Origin of the sequence: Variovorax sp. VRV01 (assembly GCF_014852545.1) — a bacterium.
In the GTDB taxonomy this organism is placed as follows: domain Bacteria; phylum Pseudomonadota; class Gammaproteobacteria; order Burkholderiales; family Burkholderiaceae_C; genus Variovorax; species Variovorax beijingensis_A.
Map to the genome: position 1 here is coordinate 273,524 of NZ_JACVBS010000002.1, position 15,709 is coordinate 289,232.

Genomic DNA, 15,709 nt, shown 5'->3' on the forward strand with positions numbered 1-15,709 from the left:
GCGCACTCCATGGCTTTCCGAAACTGGTTGACGATCTTGGTGTTCGCGTGGGGCGCCCCTCTTGCGGCACATGCAGGCGCCGGCGGTGAAAAATGCCGCGTGCTTACGGCACTTCCTGCACTACACGCCCTCACCTCCGCCCTCACCGAAGGGACAGACATCGAAGCTATACGCCTGCCTGAAGGTGCTGCAGTGCCAATGGAAGCACAGGGCAACGCGCTCGCACGCTTGCAGGCCGACGCGTTCATGAAGGCAGAAGCGGTTGTCACGCTGCGCAACCTGTGGCGCGCGGACCCGCTGTATCCGACGGCGCGCCGGCACAACCTGCGCATCATCGAGATCGATGCATCGCGCTCGTGGGATGCCGCGAAGCCGGGGTTGTCGGTGCTCGAAACACCAAGGAACAACGTCCCCTGGGTTGAGGCAGCTGGCCCGGATGCGGGGCCGTCGCCCTACGCTTGGCTCAGCCCCGACAACGGCATGCGCATGGCGGCACTGATCGCTGCCGACCTGGAGCGCTTGTCGCGTCCGGATGCCAACCGGATACAGCAGAACCTCGCCGCCTTCGAAGGGCGCTTGCGCCGATTGAAAGCCGAATATGGCGCACGCATGGCGGCGCAGCGCGACCCTCGCGTTCTTTCGCTGGCCAGCGAGTTCGCCTACATGCTGGGCGACTTCGGCGTGTTCGTCGAAGGCTGGTATGTCAAACAGGATGTCGACTGGAGCGATGGCGATCGCTCGGCGCTGAGCCGCTACTTGCGCGAGCGAGACATTCGGCTGGTTGTCCACAAGTGGAAACCGGACGAGCGGATCGTCAAGGCCATCGAGAAAGGCGGCGCGCGGCTGCTGGTACTGGATGCGGGCAACCCCGGCATTCTCACCGACGAGGCCGGCGCCTACGAGGCCCTTCTGAGGTGGAACATGAATGCCTTGTCGACGGCTCTAGCAGAAACCGCCGGCGACGCAATGAAAGACACGGACCGCTCGCCCCGGCGTTGAGCGGCATGTGAATGAAGGAAAAGACTTGATGAAGCCATTGCTCTCGCTTCGTGGGACGTCGGTTGCTGGAATTCTCTCCGCGTGCGCGGCGGCGCATGCGCATGCGCCCGTCCTTGACTGCTACATCAAACAAGACCAGGTGCAATGCGAAGCTGGTTTCTCGGACGGCAGTTCCGCCGCCGGAAAAAAAATCCAGGTGCTCGACGCCAGGAACAAGGTGCTGCTGGAGGGCGTCCTTGACAACGCCGGCACCTACGTATTCAAGCCATTAGGCGTCGATTACCACGTGGTCTTTCTCGGTGGCGACAACCACCAAACCACGCTGTACAGCTCCAACATCACCAAATGAGGACTTTGATGAACTTTCTTCGCCGAGCCGGAGTGCTCACGTTGGCCGGTTGCCTGGCCGCACTGCCCGTGCAAGCCCATTTTCAGACACTGTATGTCCAGGAGTCGACACTCGAACGCGGCACAGATCTGGAATTCGCGCTGGTGTTCACCCATCCCTTTCAAGGTGGACCCACGATGCCGATGGCAGAGCCGCGTTCCTTCAGCGTGACCACCTACCGCGCCGGCGCGGAGCCGGTGAAGACCGATCTCAAGAAGTACCTGCGCCCCGTCGAATGGAAGGCCGGTGGCCGGCGGGCCGCAGCGTTCCGGGCCTCCATCCCGCGAGAGATGGTGCGCTCGCTCGGAGATCACGTGTTCGTACTCGAGCCCGAGCCCTATCTCGAGACAGAGGAAGACCTGTACATCCAGCAGTTCACCAAAGTCGTTGTGAATGTCGGCGGCGTGCCCAGCGGTTGGGCCAACACGCAGGGCCTTCCGGTCGAGATACAGCCCCTCACGAGACCGTACGGCATCTGGACCGGCGGCGTTTTCCGCGCGATCGTTTTGTCGGACGGCAAGCCGGTCCCCTTTGCCCGCGTGGAGATCGAGTATCTGAACCACCCGGTCGATCTCAAGACGGGGGCATTCGGACGAAAGGCGCACGTGACGGCGCCTCATGCCGCATACGAACGCCTGAGCGTTGTCGCCGATACCGAAGGCGTCATCGCGGTCGGCTTGCCCAAAGCGGGATGGTGGGGCATTGCGGCCTTGGACATCGGTACCGCGAGAAGCCACAAGGGAAAGATCATGTCGCAGGACGCCGTGCTGTGGGTCCAGGTCAAGGACATGAAGTGACATCGAGTGGCAGATGCCCAAGAGGTCCCCCTGGGCGGCAAAGCTCATGAAGCGCGCGCTGATCTTCGTTCACAAGTGGCTCGGCGTTGTCCTGGCGCTTTTTTTCCTGATGTGGTTTGCCTCCGGCATGGTGCTGCACTATGTGCCGTTTCCCAACCTGTCGCAGGTGGATCGGCTCGAAGGGCTCGCGCCGCTGCGGGTAGGGCCGGGCTGCTGCTTGACGGCGGAAGCGATCGCGCAGCGCGCCGGCATCGGCTTGGGCGCTGCAAGGCTGGGCATGCACGCCGACGTGCCTGTCTGGCGCATCCTGGCCGGCGAGGCCGAGGGCCGCGCCCCCGTCTGGCGGACCTTCGACGCGGAAAGCGGCGCACCGGTCGCGCCGCTGACTGCGCAACAGGCCGCGCTGGCCGCCCAGGCCTTCAGCGGCCGCAAGGCTGTAGACACCGAGGAACTGGAGCGCGACCAATGGACGGTGCCGCAGGGACTCGATCCTTATCGTCCGCTGGTGAAGGTCAGGCTGGCCGGCGACGACGGCCTTGAGTTATATGTGTCACGCGGCAGCGCCGAAGTGGTTCGAGACACGCGCCGGGCCGAGCGTTTCTGGAACTGGATCGGCGCGGTGCCGCACTGGATCTACCCGACAGTGTTGCGCCAGTTTCCGCAGGCATGGAACCAGGTCGTGGTCTGGCTGTCGATTCCGGGCGTGGTGCTTGCGGCCACCGGGCTTGCGCTGGGCATCTGGCAGATCTTCCTGAATCGCACCCGCTGGATTCCCTATCGCAAGTTCTGGATGCGATGGCATCACATCGCGGGCCTTGTGGCCGCAGTCTTCACGCTGACGTGGATGTTCTCGGGCTTGATGTCGATGAACCCGTACGGCGTTTTCGGTCCGCGCAGTGCCCAGCCTTCCGAGCAAGCGCGTTGGTTCGGTGCGCCATCGGTCGCACAGCTTCAACCGCGCGACGCACTTGCCGCGCATGCCCGAAGCTCGCCGAACGCCGACGCCCTGGAACTTGAGCGTGTGCAGTTTGCAGGGCACACCTGGTATCGCGTCCATACCCGCGTGGGCCAAAGCGTAATGCGCACCGATGCCGCCGCGCCGGCTCCGGTGTTGCACGCCAGGTTTCCTGAGGAAGAGATCGCGCGGGCGCTGGGAGGCATCCGGGGCGCCGGGCATGTTCCGGCCGAGTTGCGGCGGATCGACGCCTACGACAGCGCCTACTACGCGCAGAACGCCGCGTCCTCCGACGTACGGGATACGCGTCCGCTGCCGGTGTGGCGAGCCCGATGGGCGGACGGGATCGACCTGTATGCGGATCCGCTGTCGGCCAGGGTGCTGCTGCGTATCGCCCCCTCGGGCCGCTGGCAGCGTGTGCTGTACCAGGGCATGCACAGCCTGGACTTCGAGGCATTGCGCAACCGGCCGTTGGTGCGCGACAGCGTCGTGATGATGCTGTCGCTTCTCGGCCTTGCGCTGTGCATCACGTCGTGCGTGATCGGTCGGCGAATTTTCGCGAGCAAGGTCAGGCCGCGCCGCATGCCCAAGCTCTATGAGCCCTGGTCGCCATCTTCTTGAATTCCTCGCGATTGCTGATTTGGGCTACCACCCCACCCACGGGCAACAGGACACTCGCCCCGCTTGTGGTCGACTCCCTGTCTCCATGGCGCGGTCGTCGTCGAACGACGACAACGCGCACGCTCTGCCGCCGCATGGGCGCCCATCACAAGTCTCTCACGACACAACACAGGAGACACCATGCGTTCGATCCGCAGCCTACCCTTCATTTCACTCACCGCCCTTTGCGTGCTCACGCCTGCGGCCCATGGCTATGAACTCTACGCCGAAAGCGAAACGACTCTGAACGCAGAGCTCAAAGCGGGCTACGGCATGTTCGGCACCCGGCGCAACTATGTGGGTCGACCCGGCGGTTTCCGATGGCAAGAGGGCTTCGCCAAGTACGGCCTGAACGGCTCCACTGACCGGATCGGCAGCGGGACGCTCTACGGCGCACTGAGTGCGATCAGCACGGCTACATGGGGAGACGGGGACCCCGGCGGCATTACTACGGGCCGGGAACACCGCACACGGTTCGAGGACGCGTACGTGGGATGGAAGTCGGGTGACTTGTTTCCCGCATTGGGCAAGGACGGAATCGACTTTTCCGCGGGCCGCCAGATTGTGAAAGCCGGCTCCGGCTTCCTGGTCAACGACGACGGCGTGAATCCCGGCAAAGGCCTGGCAGATGGCCGCTATGACCGCGGCGGCGCCTACTACTTCGGCCAGCGCCTGGCGTTCGCCAGGACGGCTGTCCTGCGTCTGGGCGGCACTGAGGGACTGCACGGAAGCGCGATGTGGCTCAAGTCGAACACGCGCCTGCAGGCCAACACGGAGATCGCGGTCGGGACGCTCGACTACACCGCCCCCGAAGGCACCGTCGGATTCACCTTCATCCGCGGCCTGGACGTCGATGAGCGATACGCCATTTCACCGACGCGTCTGGAGCGCAAGGGCATGAAGATCTATAGCATTCGCGCGGACGGCAACGCCGGAATTCCGGATGCAGACTTCGCATTCGAGTACGCCTACCAAAAGAAGCGCTCTCGCAACGACAACGCATGGTACGCCGAGGCGGGCTATACGTTTTCCGACGTGGCATGGCAGCCTTCGCTGAGCTACCGCTACACCCGGTATTCGAAAGAATTCGACTCCCTGTTTCAGGGTGGCTTCCGCGGGCGGTACCAGGGCGAGGTCGCGTCGAACTATGCGTTCTCGTACAACTTCAACACCCGCATCCACGATGTCGCACTCACCGTTCGGCCGCTTGAGAATCTGGCAGCGACGCTGATGTTCTTCGACTTCAGGACGCTCGCCGACCGCTCGACGCTAAACCTGGACGCGCGCGAATTGGCTCTTTACCTGGATTGGGCCATCACCAAGAACCTGACTTTCTCGCCGATCATTGGGATCTACAAGCCTCGCAAATACGAGGGCAACGGGGGCAATCAAAGCGGCAGCGCCAAGGCCAATCCCTATCTCAAGCTGATGGTGGTGGCAAGCTTTTAAACGGTGCACCACGCCGCGTCGTGCCCAGAAAGGGCCGGGAACGTATGCGGCGGGGAGTGCTGCACATGATGGGCTGGCGTGCAGACTGCTCTTCTGGCGAGCGATGCCATCGGCGACGCCAATGAACTCCACGATCCTGTGGGCACCGGAGGTGCTTTCTGCCACCAGCGCGACGATTCGACGCGCTGCTTCAGGCAGCGTATGCCCGGGCCTCTTCCGCCCGCTTGGTCTGGGACGGCAGGACACCGAACAGTTCCTGGTATTCCGCTGCGAAATGGCTCAGGTGGAAGAAGCCCCATCGGGAGGCCGCGTCGCCAATGGAAAGCTCGGAGGCCGGAGTCGACATGAGAGTCCGACGTACTCCGTTCAGGCGCACGGAGCGCAGGTAGTTCAAAGGCGTAGTCTCAGCGACCAAGCGAAAGCTGTTTTGGACAGTGCGCCGGCTCACATGAAGGCGTTGGCACAACTCGATCACGCTGGGCACGTTGATCGTCTCCGACATCGCCAATCTGTGGCACTTCTCAACGATGAAACTGTGCGTGGAGCTGCCGCTGCGCTGCCGCCTGTCGCAGGCCGGGTCGGTCATCAGCACCAGAAGTTCATCCAGCATGGCCTGTTCCAGCTCGCGCTCGCGCGCCTGCGTATTGCCAAGCTCCTCGTTGACAAGCGCTTCGGAGAACATCGTGAGCAAACGCTGGCGACACTCTGCAAGACGCGGCGGCGGCACCTTGATTACTGGTTGCCGAAGCAAGGTCTGGATCTCGCTAGCCGAAGCGGTGTCGCCCAACGCGGCTTCGAAGAATTCGCGCTCGAAGGTAATCGCCAGCATGTCCATGCCTGTTGGCATGTGGAACATGAACTCCTCTCCGCCACGAAGAAAAAAGATGCTGCTGTAGTCCGCCTCGCGTCCCTGCATCCGGATCGCCCCCGGGATCGCAAGTGGCACCGCGAAACACACCCTGCCCTTCGGCGCCTCCCCGTGCTGCACCACCCGCTGGTTGATTTGCTCCCGAAAGACATGGCATCTTGCACTCGTGAGTTGCATGAGTGAACTCTCGAGCGACCCCGCAGTGATCTGGCTGTAGGTCTGGTTCCACTCCTGCACCGAGACCGCGTGGGCATGTATGTCTTGAAAGCGATGGATGCTTTGATTCACCGGCTGGCACTCCTTGAAGGACGGCTGCTTTTTTCTATGCCAAATTCTCACATAGACGAAATTTTGCACAGATCGATCAGAGCTTCATAGAGGGGAAACCCCTTTAGGCGAAGGACAGCTTCGCGGCCAACGCAAAGGCGGTGCCGATCAAACGCCGTTGACCTGTTGAATGCTTGTCCAATGCGGAGCGCCTTGGCGTGCAGTCCGTCCGATCCTCCGCAGCTCGTCAGAGAGATTGCACAAGGCAAGGCCCGTTGCCGATGCATTGCACGTATGGAAACAACTGGGTGGAGGATCAGATCTGTCCAATCAGCGTGGGCAGAGGCACCCGAGGCAACTGGCTGTTCGCGGGTTCACCGTGCGCGGATCGGCACGGCGGCCGCAGCGATGAACTTGATCCGGTCGACAAGTCGCCCAAGCTCAATCAGCTCGATCCGTACGCGTACTTGAAGGACGTCCTGCTTGTGCCTGCCACACACAAGGTGTCGCTTGTCGGCGAACTGCTGCCGCATCGCCGCCAGCCCGGGGCATCCGCTGCCTGACAGTCGTACGTGTGCGGCCAGCGTCAGGCGCAGAGGGTCGCGATGTTCCGCGAAGTACTGAGCCTCCTAAAGGAACCCACCTCAGGCACGATCGCTTGTGGGATCCCAAAAAACCCAAACGCCGACGTATGTTGGCGCATCTGCCGACCGGCTCCGGAAGCGAAACCCCGGCCAGCGCGGAAAAACGGTTTGCCTGGCCAAGCGAGATCGAGCTGCAAGGCCATCGTGCTGATCCAAGCGCAGTTCGGCGTGCTGGTTACGACGCGATTTACCGAACAAGCGCCCCCTAAACCATGAGCTTCTCAAACCTGAACATGTCCCACCTCCCGGGGAGACCTGCAGGCTGGGGATGCTCGGGATCGGGATGGCGCCGGTTGTAAAACTCTACGATTTTGAATCCGCATTTGTTCACGTAGAAGTGGATATTGCGTTTCTCAAAATACGGCGTGTGCGTTTCCCAGACTTTCGTCTCAGGATAACGAGCCTCGATGACCTTCCAGGCCTGGAGTCCGACGCCACGGCCGTGAGTGCCGGTCGACACAAAAAAGAGGTCCAGCGAGTTGTACTGGGTGGCGTCGTCAATTCTCAGTACTACACCACCGACCCGGGCTCCATTCATCAAGATGTGACAGGTGACGGCACCCGTCGCGCCAAACGATTTCTCCATGTCCTCATCCGAGGGGATGGGCTCGTCCGGGCTGGTGCCCAGGGCTTCGACCATGCCTGCAGCAAATGCTTTCTGCAGCTCCCGTTTGAATCCCCGCAGATCCTCCTTGCGAGCAATCTCGAGTGTCAGGCAGATCTCCTGCCAATTTTTCTTCACGACTTCTGCTCCTGTGCCACTCGCCGCAAGGCAATAGTGATAGAGGTCTCATTCATAGTGGTTTGAAGCCACTTCGCCGAGCGCCATCACGCAGGGGATTTTTTGACTTGCGAGATTGTTTCATCCGCCGTCATCGATGCACGATCGCGTCAGCGACCACGGCGCCCCCCCGTTGGGCACACAGCGGAGCACCTGATCGTGGCGTCCGGCAACGCAAAGCTCACAACCAGTTCGCGGCAGCTTGGCGATGGACAAGCTGCGTCCCACCTCACCGCACTCCCGGGCCGCGCTACATGAAACCCATAGTCCGAAAACAAGCTGGCTCTTCTGCGCGCAGGCTAGGCCGATCGGGAAAGAATCTTGGTGCGCGGTGTGCAGATACCCCAGCAACGAAGGCCTCGATCATCCGCGTGCGGCACCATGACCTTTTCGCAGCCACGCAGCGTCTCCCTTGCCGCTGGCAAGGTGGCGCATATCGGCTCGTCGCGTTGCGGCCCCGTCAAAGCGTGGACAAGCCCCGTCCAAAGATGTCAAGCGCCTTGAACAACAGCGATCGCGGAATCGTGAGCGACGGCATCACGCGCATCACATTGCCATAGCGCCCGCATGGCACCATCATCACGCCGTGGCTCAGAACATAGCCCATCAGCTCGCCAATCTTCTCGTGGCTCAGGGGCTCCTTGGTCGCCCGATCCTGCACCAACTCGATACCGATCATGAGCCCCAAGCCGCGGACTTCACCGATGAACGGACTGTTGAGGCCTTGGATGTACTCCTTTGCCTCGTGACCAAGCGAGCGAGCGCGATCCAGCAGACCCAGCGAAGGATCCTGCAACAGACTGATGTTGGTGAGCGCAACGGCGGCGGAGACCGAATTGGCTGCGAAGGTATTCGGTACTGATCCGTCCGGAATCTTTGCCGCTAGGTCTGAGCGCATCACGAGTCCTGCCATAGGGACATCGCCCCCGATGCCCTTGCCGAAGGTGAGCATGTCCGGCTTCACGCCAGAGTGCTCCACCGCCCACATCTTGCCGGTCCGACCTGCGCCGGCTTGCACCTCGTCAACAATTAGCAGCGCGCCACTGCGATCACAGGCCTTGCGCAATATTTGCAGGAACTCCGGCGCGGGCGGCACGTATCCGCCTTCGCCCTGCACAGGTTCGACAATCACAGCTGCAACATCGTCGGCGGCCGTGTATGGCGTATTCAGAAGATAGTCGACGTACTCACCTGCGATCTGTTCGGCACTTTTTTGATTGGTGTCGAATGGAAACCGATAAGCATAAGGATAGGGCGCGTGAATTACGCCGCCCATGAAGGGAGCGTAGCCCTTGCGATAGGCTGTACCTGTAGTCAGCGCCACGGAGGCGTTCCACACACCGTGATAGCCCCCATGGAAAGCGATGATCTGGTGCCGTCCCGTGACGCGCTTGGCAAACTTCACTGCTGCTTCGAGCGCGTCGCTGCCGCCCTGCGTGAAGAACGTGATGCAATCGCCTCGCAGTCCTTCCGGCATGATCTCAGAGATCTTGGTCGCCAACTCCGTGCGCTTCGTGCTATTCACCTCCATGGCATGCATCAGCACTTCGGATTGCTCGCGCATCGCTGCGACCACCTTGGGATGGCAACGTCCCACACTGCTTACACCAACGCCAGCCGACAGGTCGATGAACGTATTGCCGTCGGGGTCCTTGAAAGTCACGCCGAAAGCGCGATCGATCACCACGGGTGCTCGACCGGCACCGCGCGCCATGGATTCGGTACGTGCCGACTGGGCCAGCGCATCAGCCGACTTCGGGCCAGGGAACTCGGCTGACACCATTTTCGGTGCGTCGGGGAAATTGAGGGCTTCCAGATCGGTCTCGGTCATAGTCATAGTCATAGCTTTTCGGTCGGATTTGGGGTTGAGCAATCGCCGCATCGCTGCGACGGACAAGGACGGAGCGGACAGCTTCGTGAGGCGGCTAGGCCGCGAGGCGGCGGCTCTGCATTCATGAAATACGGTCCGACAACGCTTGGTCCAACCGATGTTGGCCGAGATCACCTCGGCTCGGTAGCCCGAATCGGCAATGCACGCCGGGCGGTCGTCATACGGAGATGCCCCGCTGCCGCCCCAACTGCCAAGTCACCGATTGGCCACGGCTGACGGCGGAGACCTGTTGACCCAGGTGCTGTTCAATCACAGGTCGCCAAGGCAGCAGGGCGAAACCCACCCCGTCATCGAGCATGGCGAAGCGACCACTGGCAAGCTGAATACTTCGGCGATAGGTGCCGCTGGCCCGCTCGCCGTCCTTCAGTCTCCGGTAGCTCCGGCCGGTCTGATCCTGCAAGGATTTGGCAGCTACCGCCAATTCCCGATCCCGCAAGGTCGACAGCAGGTCACGTGCGAGCGCGAAACGCCGACCTCGACGTTCGGCCAGGCCCTGTTCGATCAGGAACTCCGCGCGGCTGCGCATTGCATCGCGTACCTGGGTACCGAAGCCTTGCGCTACCAAGCCGCGGCCCCCATCGATCAATTGCCTGTCCAGCCAGGTGGCGCCGATGGCGCGTACCTGCTGATCGATGCGCAGGTGGGAGTGCAACTCGATGGTCGGTCCTGCAGCTTTCTGCGCATCGTGTTGTCGCGCTTTCACCGTCAGATCCGACGGCACCTTCCAGACGCCATCGGCCACACGCTCCACGACGCCCGCACGGCGCAACGCCTCAAGTCGGCGCACGTGGACATCTACGGCAGATCGAGGATCCGGATCGTTGGCCAGCTCGAGATGGGCCAAATGCTCGGCGGTCCTGTAGACGCCATCTCTCGAGACCGCCGCGATGTTGCGGTCCACCGCCCGCTCCTGCGCCGGCGGGCTCGCCTCCACAATCCCGCCCATCGGAAGCGCCGACAAGTCGGCGCCGACCGGCAGCTTCAGGTAGTGCGCCCGTCCGTCGACGCCATCGACCACCAGATAGCCTCGCCCGTGCAGTTCGTCGGCCAAGCCCTTGCCTGTGATGCGCCCGACGATGGACATTGTCGGGCTCGCCTCAATCACCAGCTCGCGCTTGTCGCCCTTCATTGCCCGGTGCATCGCGCGCAGGATGTCTCCGCGCGCGCCCATCGCTGACAGCGATCGCTCCACGCCCGGCGCCAACCGCCAGTGGTTCGCGTCGAGCCGCTCGGCCAGCCCCATGGCTTCGAGCCGCTGCAGCCGGGCACGCAGCAGGGTCTGGCGCTGCCGCAGGTTCGCGGTCTTCTCTGGCGCCTGGGTCAGGTCCACCACATCGGCCGCCGCTTGCCGCAACAGCGTCCGGTCGAGGCTAGTCAGCCGCTCCTGCTCTACCTCTCGCTGCAGCCCTTGCCGGATCTCCAGCTCGGTACGGGGCCCGAGCCACTCGGTCGCGATCTCGCTGGCACGCAACCGCATGCCGTGGGCCATGTAGTCCGGGGCGATGACCAGGTCCCGGCTCGCCCTCCCCTCGCCGACCTTGCCGCGCAACACGACGTGGGTATGCGGGTTGTCCGTGTCCCAATGATCGACCGCGACCCAGTCCAGCCGCGTCTCCAGATCCACCTCCATGCGCCGCATCAGCTCGCGCGTGTAGCCGCGCAGGTCTTCCAGCTGCTCGGCGTCTTCGACTGAAACGATGAGACGGAACTGGTGCCTGTCGCCTCGGCCTCGTTCCTCGAAGGCCTTGAGATTCGCCTCGTCCGTGGCCGCACCGTAGGCTTGGCCGCGCTGCCCATCGCGCGTGACACCGTCGCGCTCGATGTAACGCAAGTGCGCGGCGACTGAACTGGCGCCCGCTTTCTTGAGGACCACGAAGCGGGACTTGATGACCACGCGCCGGGCGTTCGCCGGGAGCCGGTGGCCAGCCATGCCGGCAGCCACGCGGCCGCGGCCGAAGATGGATGCTGGCCGCCCAATACGTACACCTGAAGCATTGGCGCCGGCCTTCGAGGCCGCCTTCAGGACATGCGAGACGAAGCGCTGCGAACGTGGCCCGGCGCGCGACCTCGGCGCCGCCGGCCTGACGCGGAAACGCTCGCCATCCTGCGTATCTTTACGCGAGGCCATGGCGCAAGCTCCAGCGCAACACAACACAAAGCAACGCAGACGGCACGCAGGCATGCTTGGCGGCGAACCGCGTTGCATGCATGCGCGGCACAGGCACTGCAAGGTGCCGTGCCGCGCCAAACCCACGTGCAAACTGGATCGGCAGGCGAAGGCGTGCCGCCCCTTTTATCTTGCCCTCCGTCTCCGCCTCCCGCATCCGCTCCCGGCTCCAACCCACCGCCAGCCGCGCACGAGGTGCGCAACGCTGCCCGAAGGGCAGCGGCGGTGCAGCTGGCGCTGCACGCTGGCGGCAGGATGTCTGTACGGCAGAATGCAGCCCGAGCGCCAGCGCGGCGGCCGTTCGGAAGCACGGGCTACGCAGGGCCAGGCACGGCTGTGGCGCATGTTCAGTGCAGGGGCCGTGCACCCACCAACGCAATGCGATCTCCGCCTGGAGGCGAGACGGAAGAACACTCACCGCGTGTTCCAAGTGCACAGTGCGTGCGCGCTGCCGATCACCTCAGACGCATGGACAGGACCGAAGTAGCGACTGTCAAACGACGCAGGATGGGCATTGCTGAGCAAGAACAGTTCGCCCTCCGCGAGCGTCCTGCACTGCGTCCAAGTTGGCATGGGGCGATGCGTGCCGTCCTGCGCCAGCACCGCCGCCACGGCTGCGCCGTCGATGCGCACGACGCTTCCTCGCACACATATCGATTGCGGCGCCACGGCACCGATCCGCTTGAGCAAGGGAACGCCCTCCGGCAGGTAGCCCCGCTGCGCCGCGAGAGCAGCCGCATCAGCCGGAAGCCGTACCAGCACGATGCTGCCAACGTGCGGCGACTCAGACGGCTCGATGCGATACCAGCCACGCGCCACGCTGTCGCTTGGGTTGTAGACCAGGCGCACCGGAACCTGCACCATGGCCGGCACGCACAGTGCCGCAAGGCTGATGCCCATGCAGGCGAAAACCATGCGGTGCATCATTGCAGCGCCTCGCGCGCGAGATGCGCCGCATGTCGCTCGGCCGTGTAGACGGGCAACGACTGCCGTGCGGCCAGCCGGTTGCCGACAGTGCGCCAGTATGTGGTGGCGGCGGCGCACGGGTCGATGCCCAGCGCCTCGACGGCGTCAATCACCGCGAGCACCGCCTTGACCTGCAGCTCGCCATCGGCGCGCAGCAGTATGCGCGCGCCGGGTGCCACGCCGGCAACGCGCTGAGCGTCGTCAAATAGTGTCGGCGCCTGCAGCACCATGAGCTGCCAGAGCGCCGTGCCGTAGTCATTCCCGATCCACTTCACGCGGCAGCAGACTTTGCGTGGCGTGAACATCGCCACGCGCCGCCAACGATCCAGCACGATCTCCGCGGTTGGCTGACCAAACCGCAACCAGACGTTCACCCGATGCTCGACGAAAGCGAGCGAAACCCGCATCCCGGTGGGCCAATGCGGCGCCACCGCCTGCAGAGAAGCCTGCGAGACGGTTGGCGTCGGATGCGAAGCCGGCGCCGTCATGCCGCGTCCTCCGGGTACTCACGCTCCAGCAATTCGCGCAGCATGTCCGCCGCCGTGAGGTCGCGCCGGAATGCCACCACCTTGATACGTCCGCGCAGCGCCGGCGTCACGTCGATGGTGAGCCGCGCGGTGTAGATGGAGGCCTTGGCTGGCAGCTCGAGCGTTTCCGCCTGCCGCACCCAGGCCGATGCCGGATCGGCACCGGGCCTGCGGCCAATGGACGCCCGGCGCGGCTTCGCGGATGGCAGGGGCTTGGTCATCGCAGCATCTCCCGCACCGCCTGCGCGAGCGCCGCGATCTCGCGCGCGGCCGCGCACTGCGGCGCCACTTCGCAGGCCAGGCGCCCCGCGGCGACGCTGTCGGCGAACACGATGCGCTGCGAGACTTCCGCCGTCAGCGCGGCGAACGGCTGATCGGCGAGCGCGGCGCGTGCCTCGCGGCCGATCACCGTGCCGACCACGCGCCGGTTGATGACAAAGGCGGCGCGCAGCGCAGGCCGGAACACCCGGGCCTCTGCAATGAGCTGCACCATCTCGTGGCTGGCCCACACGTCGTAGGCGCTCGGCTGCACCGGGATCAGCACGAGGTCGGCGGCCAGCAGCGCGGAACGCGCAAGGGCCGCGACGCGCGGTGGCCCGTCGATCACCACGAAATCCGTCTGCAAAGCGATCTGCGGCGCCTCTTGGTGCAGCGAGTCCCTCGCCAGCCCGAAGACGCTGTACAGCCGCCCCTGCCTGTTCTGAAGCCGTCGTTGCGCCCAGTCGAGGGCCGACCCCTGCGGGTCGGCATCGAGCAGCGTGACGCGGCTTCCCTGCAAGGCCAGCTCGCCAGCCAGGTGCGTGGCGAGCGTTGTCTTGCCTGCGCCGCCTTTCTGGTTCAGCAGCGCGATCACCTTGCCGGGGCGGCTGTCTTCTCTTGCCGGGAGGCAGTTCTCGGGTATTGGATCTGCCTGATTTGCAGTCGCTGAACCATTGCCCATTTTTTGGGCATCCTCCACTCGCGCGCGCGTGACTTCCATTTATGTATCCCTTTAGATGTTTAGGGAGCCCCGAAACCGTTGCTGGGCGCGGCTCGCGGGGTGTTTCGCGCCGGTGATCTACCGATAGAAGCGCCGGTGATACCCCGAGTCGCGCGCCGGTGATCCACCGAGTCCGTCCACACACGATCCACAGGTTCTTCAACAGAAGCTGTGGACAAGTCGCCCCTCACGACGACGTCCGGGCAATGGCGGAACGCCAGCCATTCGCTGCCGCCGCTGCGCTCGATGAAGAGGCGATAGCCCGGCAGCGCCTGGCGCAGAGCCAGGCCGCGCACATGCGCGGCGAAGTCGCGGTAGCGCTGCAACGCGCCGGACTTCAGATACAAATGGCGCATATCGAATCGCCAGCCACCGGGCTGCCGGCCGCCATGCTTGCGCACGAGCCGGTACAGCCAGCGCTCGATGCCTCCGGAAAGCCGGAAGTACGTGGGGTCCAGAGTGAGCACCAGGGCCTCGTCCATCACCCCCGAGAAGAACCAGTCGGCCAGGATCAGCTCGATGCCGTCGGAGCGGCCATCGAGCCGGATGTACTCCTTCCACTCGTTGATCCAGGAAAAGCGGTGCGTGCGCCTGGCTCCGTTGGGGCGCTCCCGCTGGCGCAAGGTCGTCGAGACGGTGGTGGACTGCAGCCGGTCCAACGCGGCGCGCAGCGCCAGGTAGTCGCTGCGGCCGGTGCCGCGCTGCGCGAAGCGCAGGATTTCGTAGGGCGTGGCCACCATCAGGCGCGAAGGCGCGATGCCCTCCTTCTTGGCCTGGACGATCTGGCTCGCGGCCCAGATCAGCACGTCGGCATCCCAGATGGTGGCGATGCCGTGTTCCGGGACACCCTCCACGGTGAGCGACACGCCGCCGGCCTCGAAGCGGATCGGCACGGTGCGCGGCGACTTGGCCAGCGAGAAGAACGGGTAGGCCATCAGGTCCTGCGCGTCGCGCAGCGCCATGCCGCCGCCCGGCAATGCGCGGAACAGTGACAGCTGTTCGCGTTCACTCGGGCGCTTCGACATAGAGACCGGCCCCTGCCCTGCATCGATCAGCGGACCGAGTCGCGCTGCACGTAGCCGGGATCGGAGGTCATTCCGTAGGCGCGGCTGTTGGCCCAGGTGCGCAGGTCCTCGACCGCGTAGACCACACGCGCGCCGAACTTGCGGAAGCGCGGGCCACCGCCCAACACGCGCTGTTTCTCCAGCGTGCGCGGCGACAGCCGCAGGAAGGCGCCGGCCTCCTCGGTGGTCAGGAACTCGGGGTTAGCTGGCGCGGCGGGTACCGCTTGCGCCTTTAGCGATGGCGCAGGGGCGCGGGTGGGATACAGGGAACTGGCACTCGCCATGACGGCCTCCATCACTGTCGGTG

General features: G+C 64.1%; 15 protein-coding genes and 1 pseudogene. 6 read left to right on the forward strand and 10 right to left on the reverse strand.

Features of this window, described 5'->3' with window-relative positions; translation table 11 throughout:
• Positions 1 to 9 precede the first annotated feature (9 nt).
• The 5 genes from IB278_RS04985 (at position 10) to IB278_RS05005 (ending at position 5,248) form a co-directional block, all read left to right on the forward strand.
• Positions 10 to 999 carry a metal ABC transporter substrate-binding protein gene (locus IB278_RS04985; RefSeq protein WP_209499602.1) on the forward strand — a complete coding sequence of 330 codons (990 nt, stop codon included), beginning with the start codon at positions 10 to 12 and terminating at the stop codon, positions 997 to 999.
• Positions 1,000 to 1,027: 28 nt separating this feature from the next.
• Entirely contained in the window at positions 1,028 to 1,348 is a 321-nt protein-coding gene (locus IB278_RS04990) for a hypothetical protein (RefSeq protein WP_192322833.1), read from the forward strand.
• Positions 1,349 to 1,356: 8 nt separating this feature from the next.
• Entirely contained in the window at positions 1,357 to 2,184 is an 828-nt protein-coding gene (locus IB278_RS04995) for a DUF4198 domain-containing protein (protein WP_225612723.1), read from the forward strand.
• A gap of 46 nt (positions 2,185 to 2,230) precedes the next feature.
• Complete coding sequence (locus tag IB278_RS05000) at positions 2,231 to 3,760, forward strand: PepSY domain-containing protein (protein ID WP_192322835.1); 1,530 nt, start codon at positions 2,231 to 2,233, stop codon at positions 3,758 to 3,760.
• 180 nt (positions 3,761 to 3,940) lie between these two features.
• Positions 3,941 to 5,248 (forward strand): alginate export family protein, encoded by a 1,308-nt coding sequence (locus IB278_RS05005; protein ID WP_192322836.1) that lies wholly within the window; start codon positions 3,941 to 3,943, stop codon positions 5,246 to 5,248.
• Positions 5,249 to 5,438: 190 nt separating this feature from the next.
• On the opposite strand, the gene IB278_RS05010 is transcribed toward IB278_RS05005, so the two are convergent.
• Complete coding sequence (locus IB278_RS05010) at positions 5,439 to 6,404, reverse strand: helix-turn-helix domain-containing protein (RefSeq protein ID WP_192322837.1); 966 nt, start codon at positions 6,402 to 6,404, stop codon at positions 5,439 to 5,441.
• A gap of 287 nt (positions 6,405 to 6,691) precedes the next feature.
• On the opposite strand from IB278_RS05010, the gene IB278_RS05015 reads away from it, so the two are divergent.
• Positions 6,692 to 6,946: a transposase domain-containing protein gene (locus IB278_RS05015; RefSeq protein ID WP_192322838.1), complete on the forward strand. Its 255-nt coding sequence runs from the start codon at positions 6,692 to 6,694 to the stop codon at positions 6,944 to 6,946.
• 286 nt (positions 6,947 to 7,232) lie between these two features.
• On the opposite strand, the gene IB278_RS05020 is transcribed toward IB278_RS05015, so the two are convergent.
• The 9 genes and pseudogenes from IB278_RS05020 to IB278_RS05060 all read right to left on the reverse strand — a co-directional run bounded on the left by IB278_RS05020 (position 7,233) and on the right by IB278_RS05060 (position 15,686).
• Positions 7,233 to 7,769, reverse strand: coding sequence for a GNAT family N-acetyltransferase (locus IB278_RS05020; RefSeq protein WP_192322839.1), 537 nt, complete (start codon positions 7,767 to 7,769; stop codon positions 7,233 to 7,235).
• Positions 7,770 to 8,268: 499 nt separating this feature from the next.
• Positions 8,269 to 9,639, reverse strand: a complete 1,371-nt coding sequence (locus tag IB278_RS05025; RefSeq protein ID WP_192322840.1) for an aspartate aminotransferase family protein — start codon at positions 9,637 to 9,639, stop codon at positions 8,269 to 8,271.
• Between the two features lie 217 nt (positions 9,640 to 9,856).
• On the reverse strand, positions 9,857 to 11,827 hold the full coding sequence (locus IB278_RS05030) for a DUF3363 domain-containing protein (protein WP_192322841.1): 1,971 nt from the start codon (positions 11,825 to 11,827) through the stop codon (positions 9,857 to 9,859).
• Between the two features lie 453 nt (positions 11,828 to 12,280).
• The gene (locus tag IB278_RS05035; protein WP_192322842.1) at positions 12,281 to 12,793 is read right to left on the reverse strand and encodes a S26 family signal peptidase; all 513 of its coding nucleotides are present in this window, start codon (positions 12,791 to 12,793) and stop codon (positions 12,281 to 12,283) included.
• Positions 12,790 to 13,320 carry a DUF2840 domain-containing protein gene (locus tag IB278_RS05040; protein ID WP_192322843.1) on the reverse strand — a complete coding sequence of 177 codons (531 nt, stop codon included), beginning with the start codon at positions 13,318 to 13,320 and terminating at the stop codon, positions 12,790 to 12,792. Before IB278_RS05040 ends, IB278_RS05035 begins: the two co-directional genes overlap by 4 nt.
• Entirely contained in the window at positions 13,317 to 13,580 is a 264-nt protein-coding gene (locus IB278_RS05045) for a chromosome partitioning protein ParB (protein ID WP_192322844.1), read from the reverse strand. The genes IB278_RS05040 and IB278_RS05045 overlap by 4 nt, the downstream gene beginning before the upstream one ends.
• Positions 13,577 to 14,338: a ParA family partition ATPase gene (gene parA, locus IB278_RS05050; RefSeq protein ID WP_225612724.1), complete on the reverse strand. Its 762-nt coding sequence runs from the start codon at positions 14,336 to 14,338 to the stop codon at positions 13,577 to 13,579. The genes IB278_RS05045 and parA overlap by 4 nt, the downstream gene beginning before the upstream one ends.
• Before the next feature lie 200 nt (positions 14,339 to 14,538).
• A pseudogene (locus tag IB278_RS05055) lies at positions 14,539 to 15,363 on the reverse strand (replication initiator protein A); the annotation flags it as partial.
• 26 nt (positions 15,364 to 15,389) lie between these two features.
• Positions 15,390 to 15,686 (reverse strand): helix-turn-helix transcriptional regulator, encoded by a 297-nt coding sequence (locus IB278_RS05060; RefSeq protein WP_225612725.1) that lies wholly within the window; start codon positions 15,684 to 15,686, stop codon positions 15,390 to 15,392.
• Positions 15,687 to 15,709: the final 23 nt, after the last annotated feature.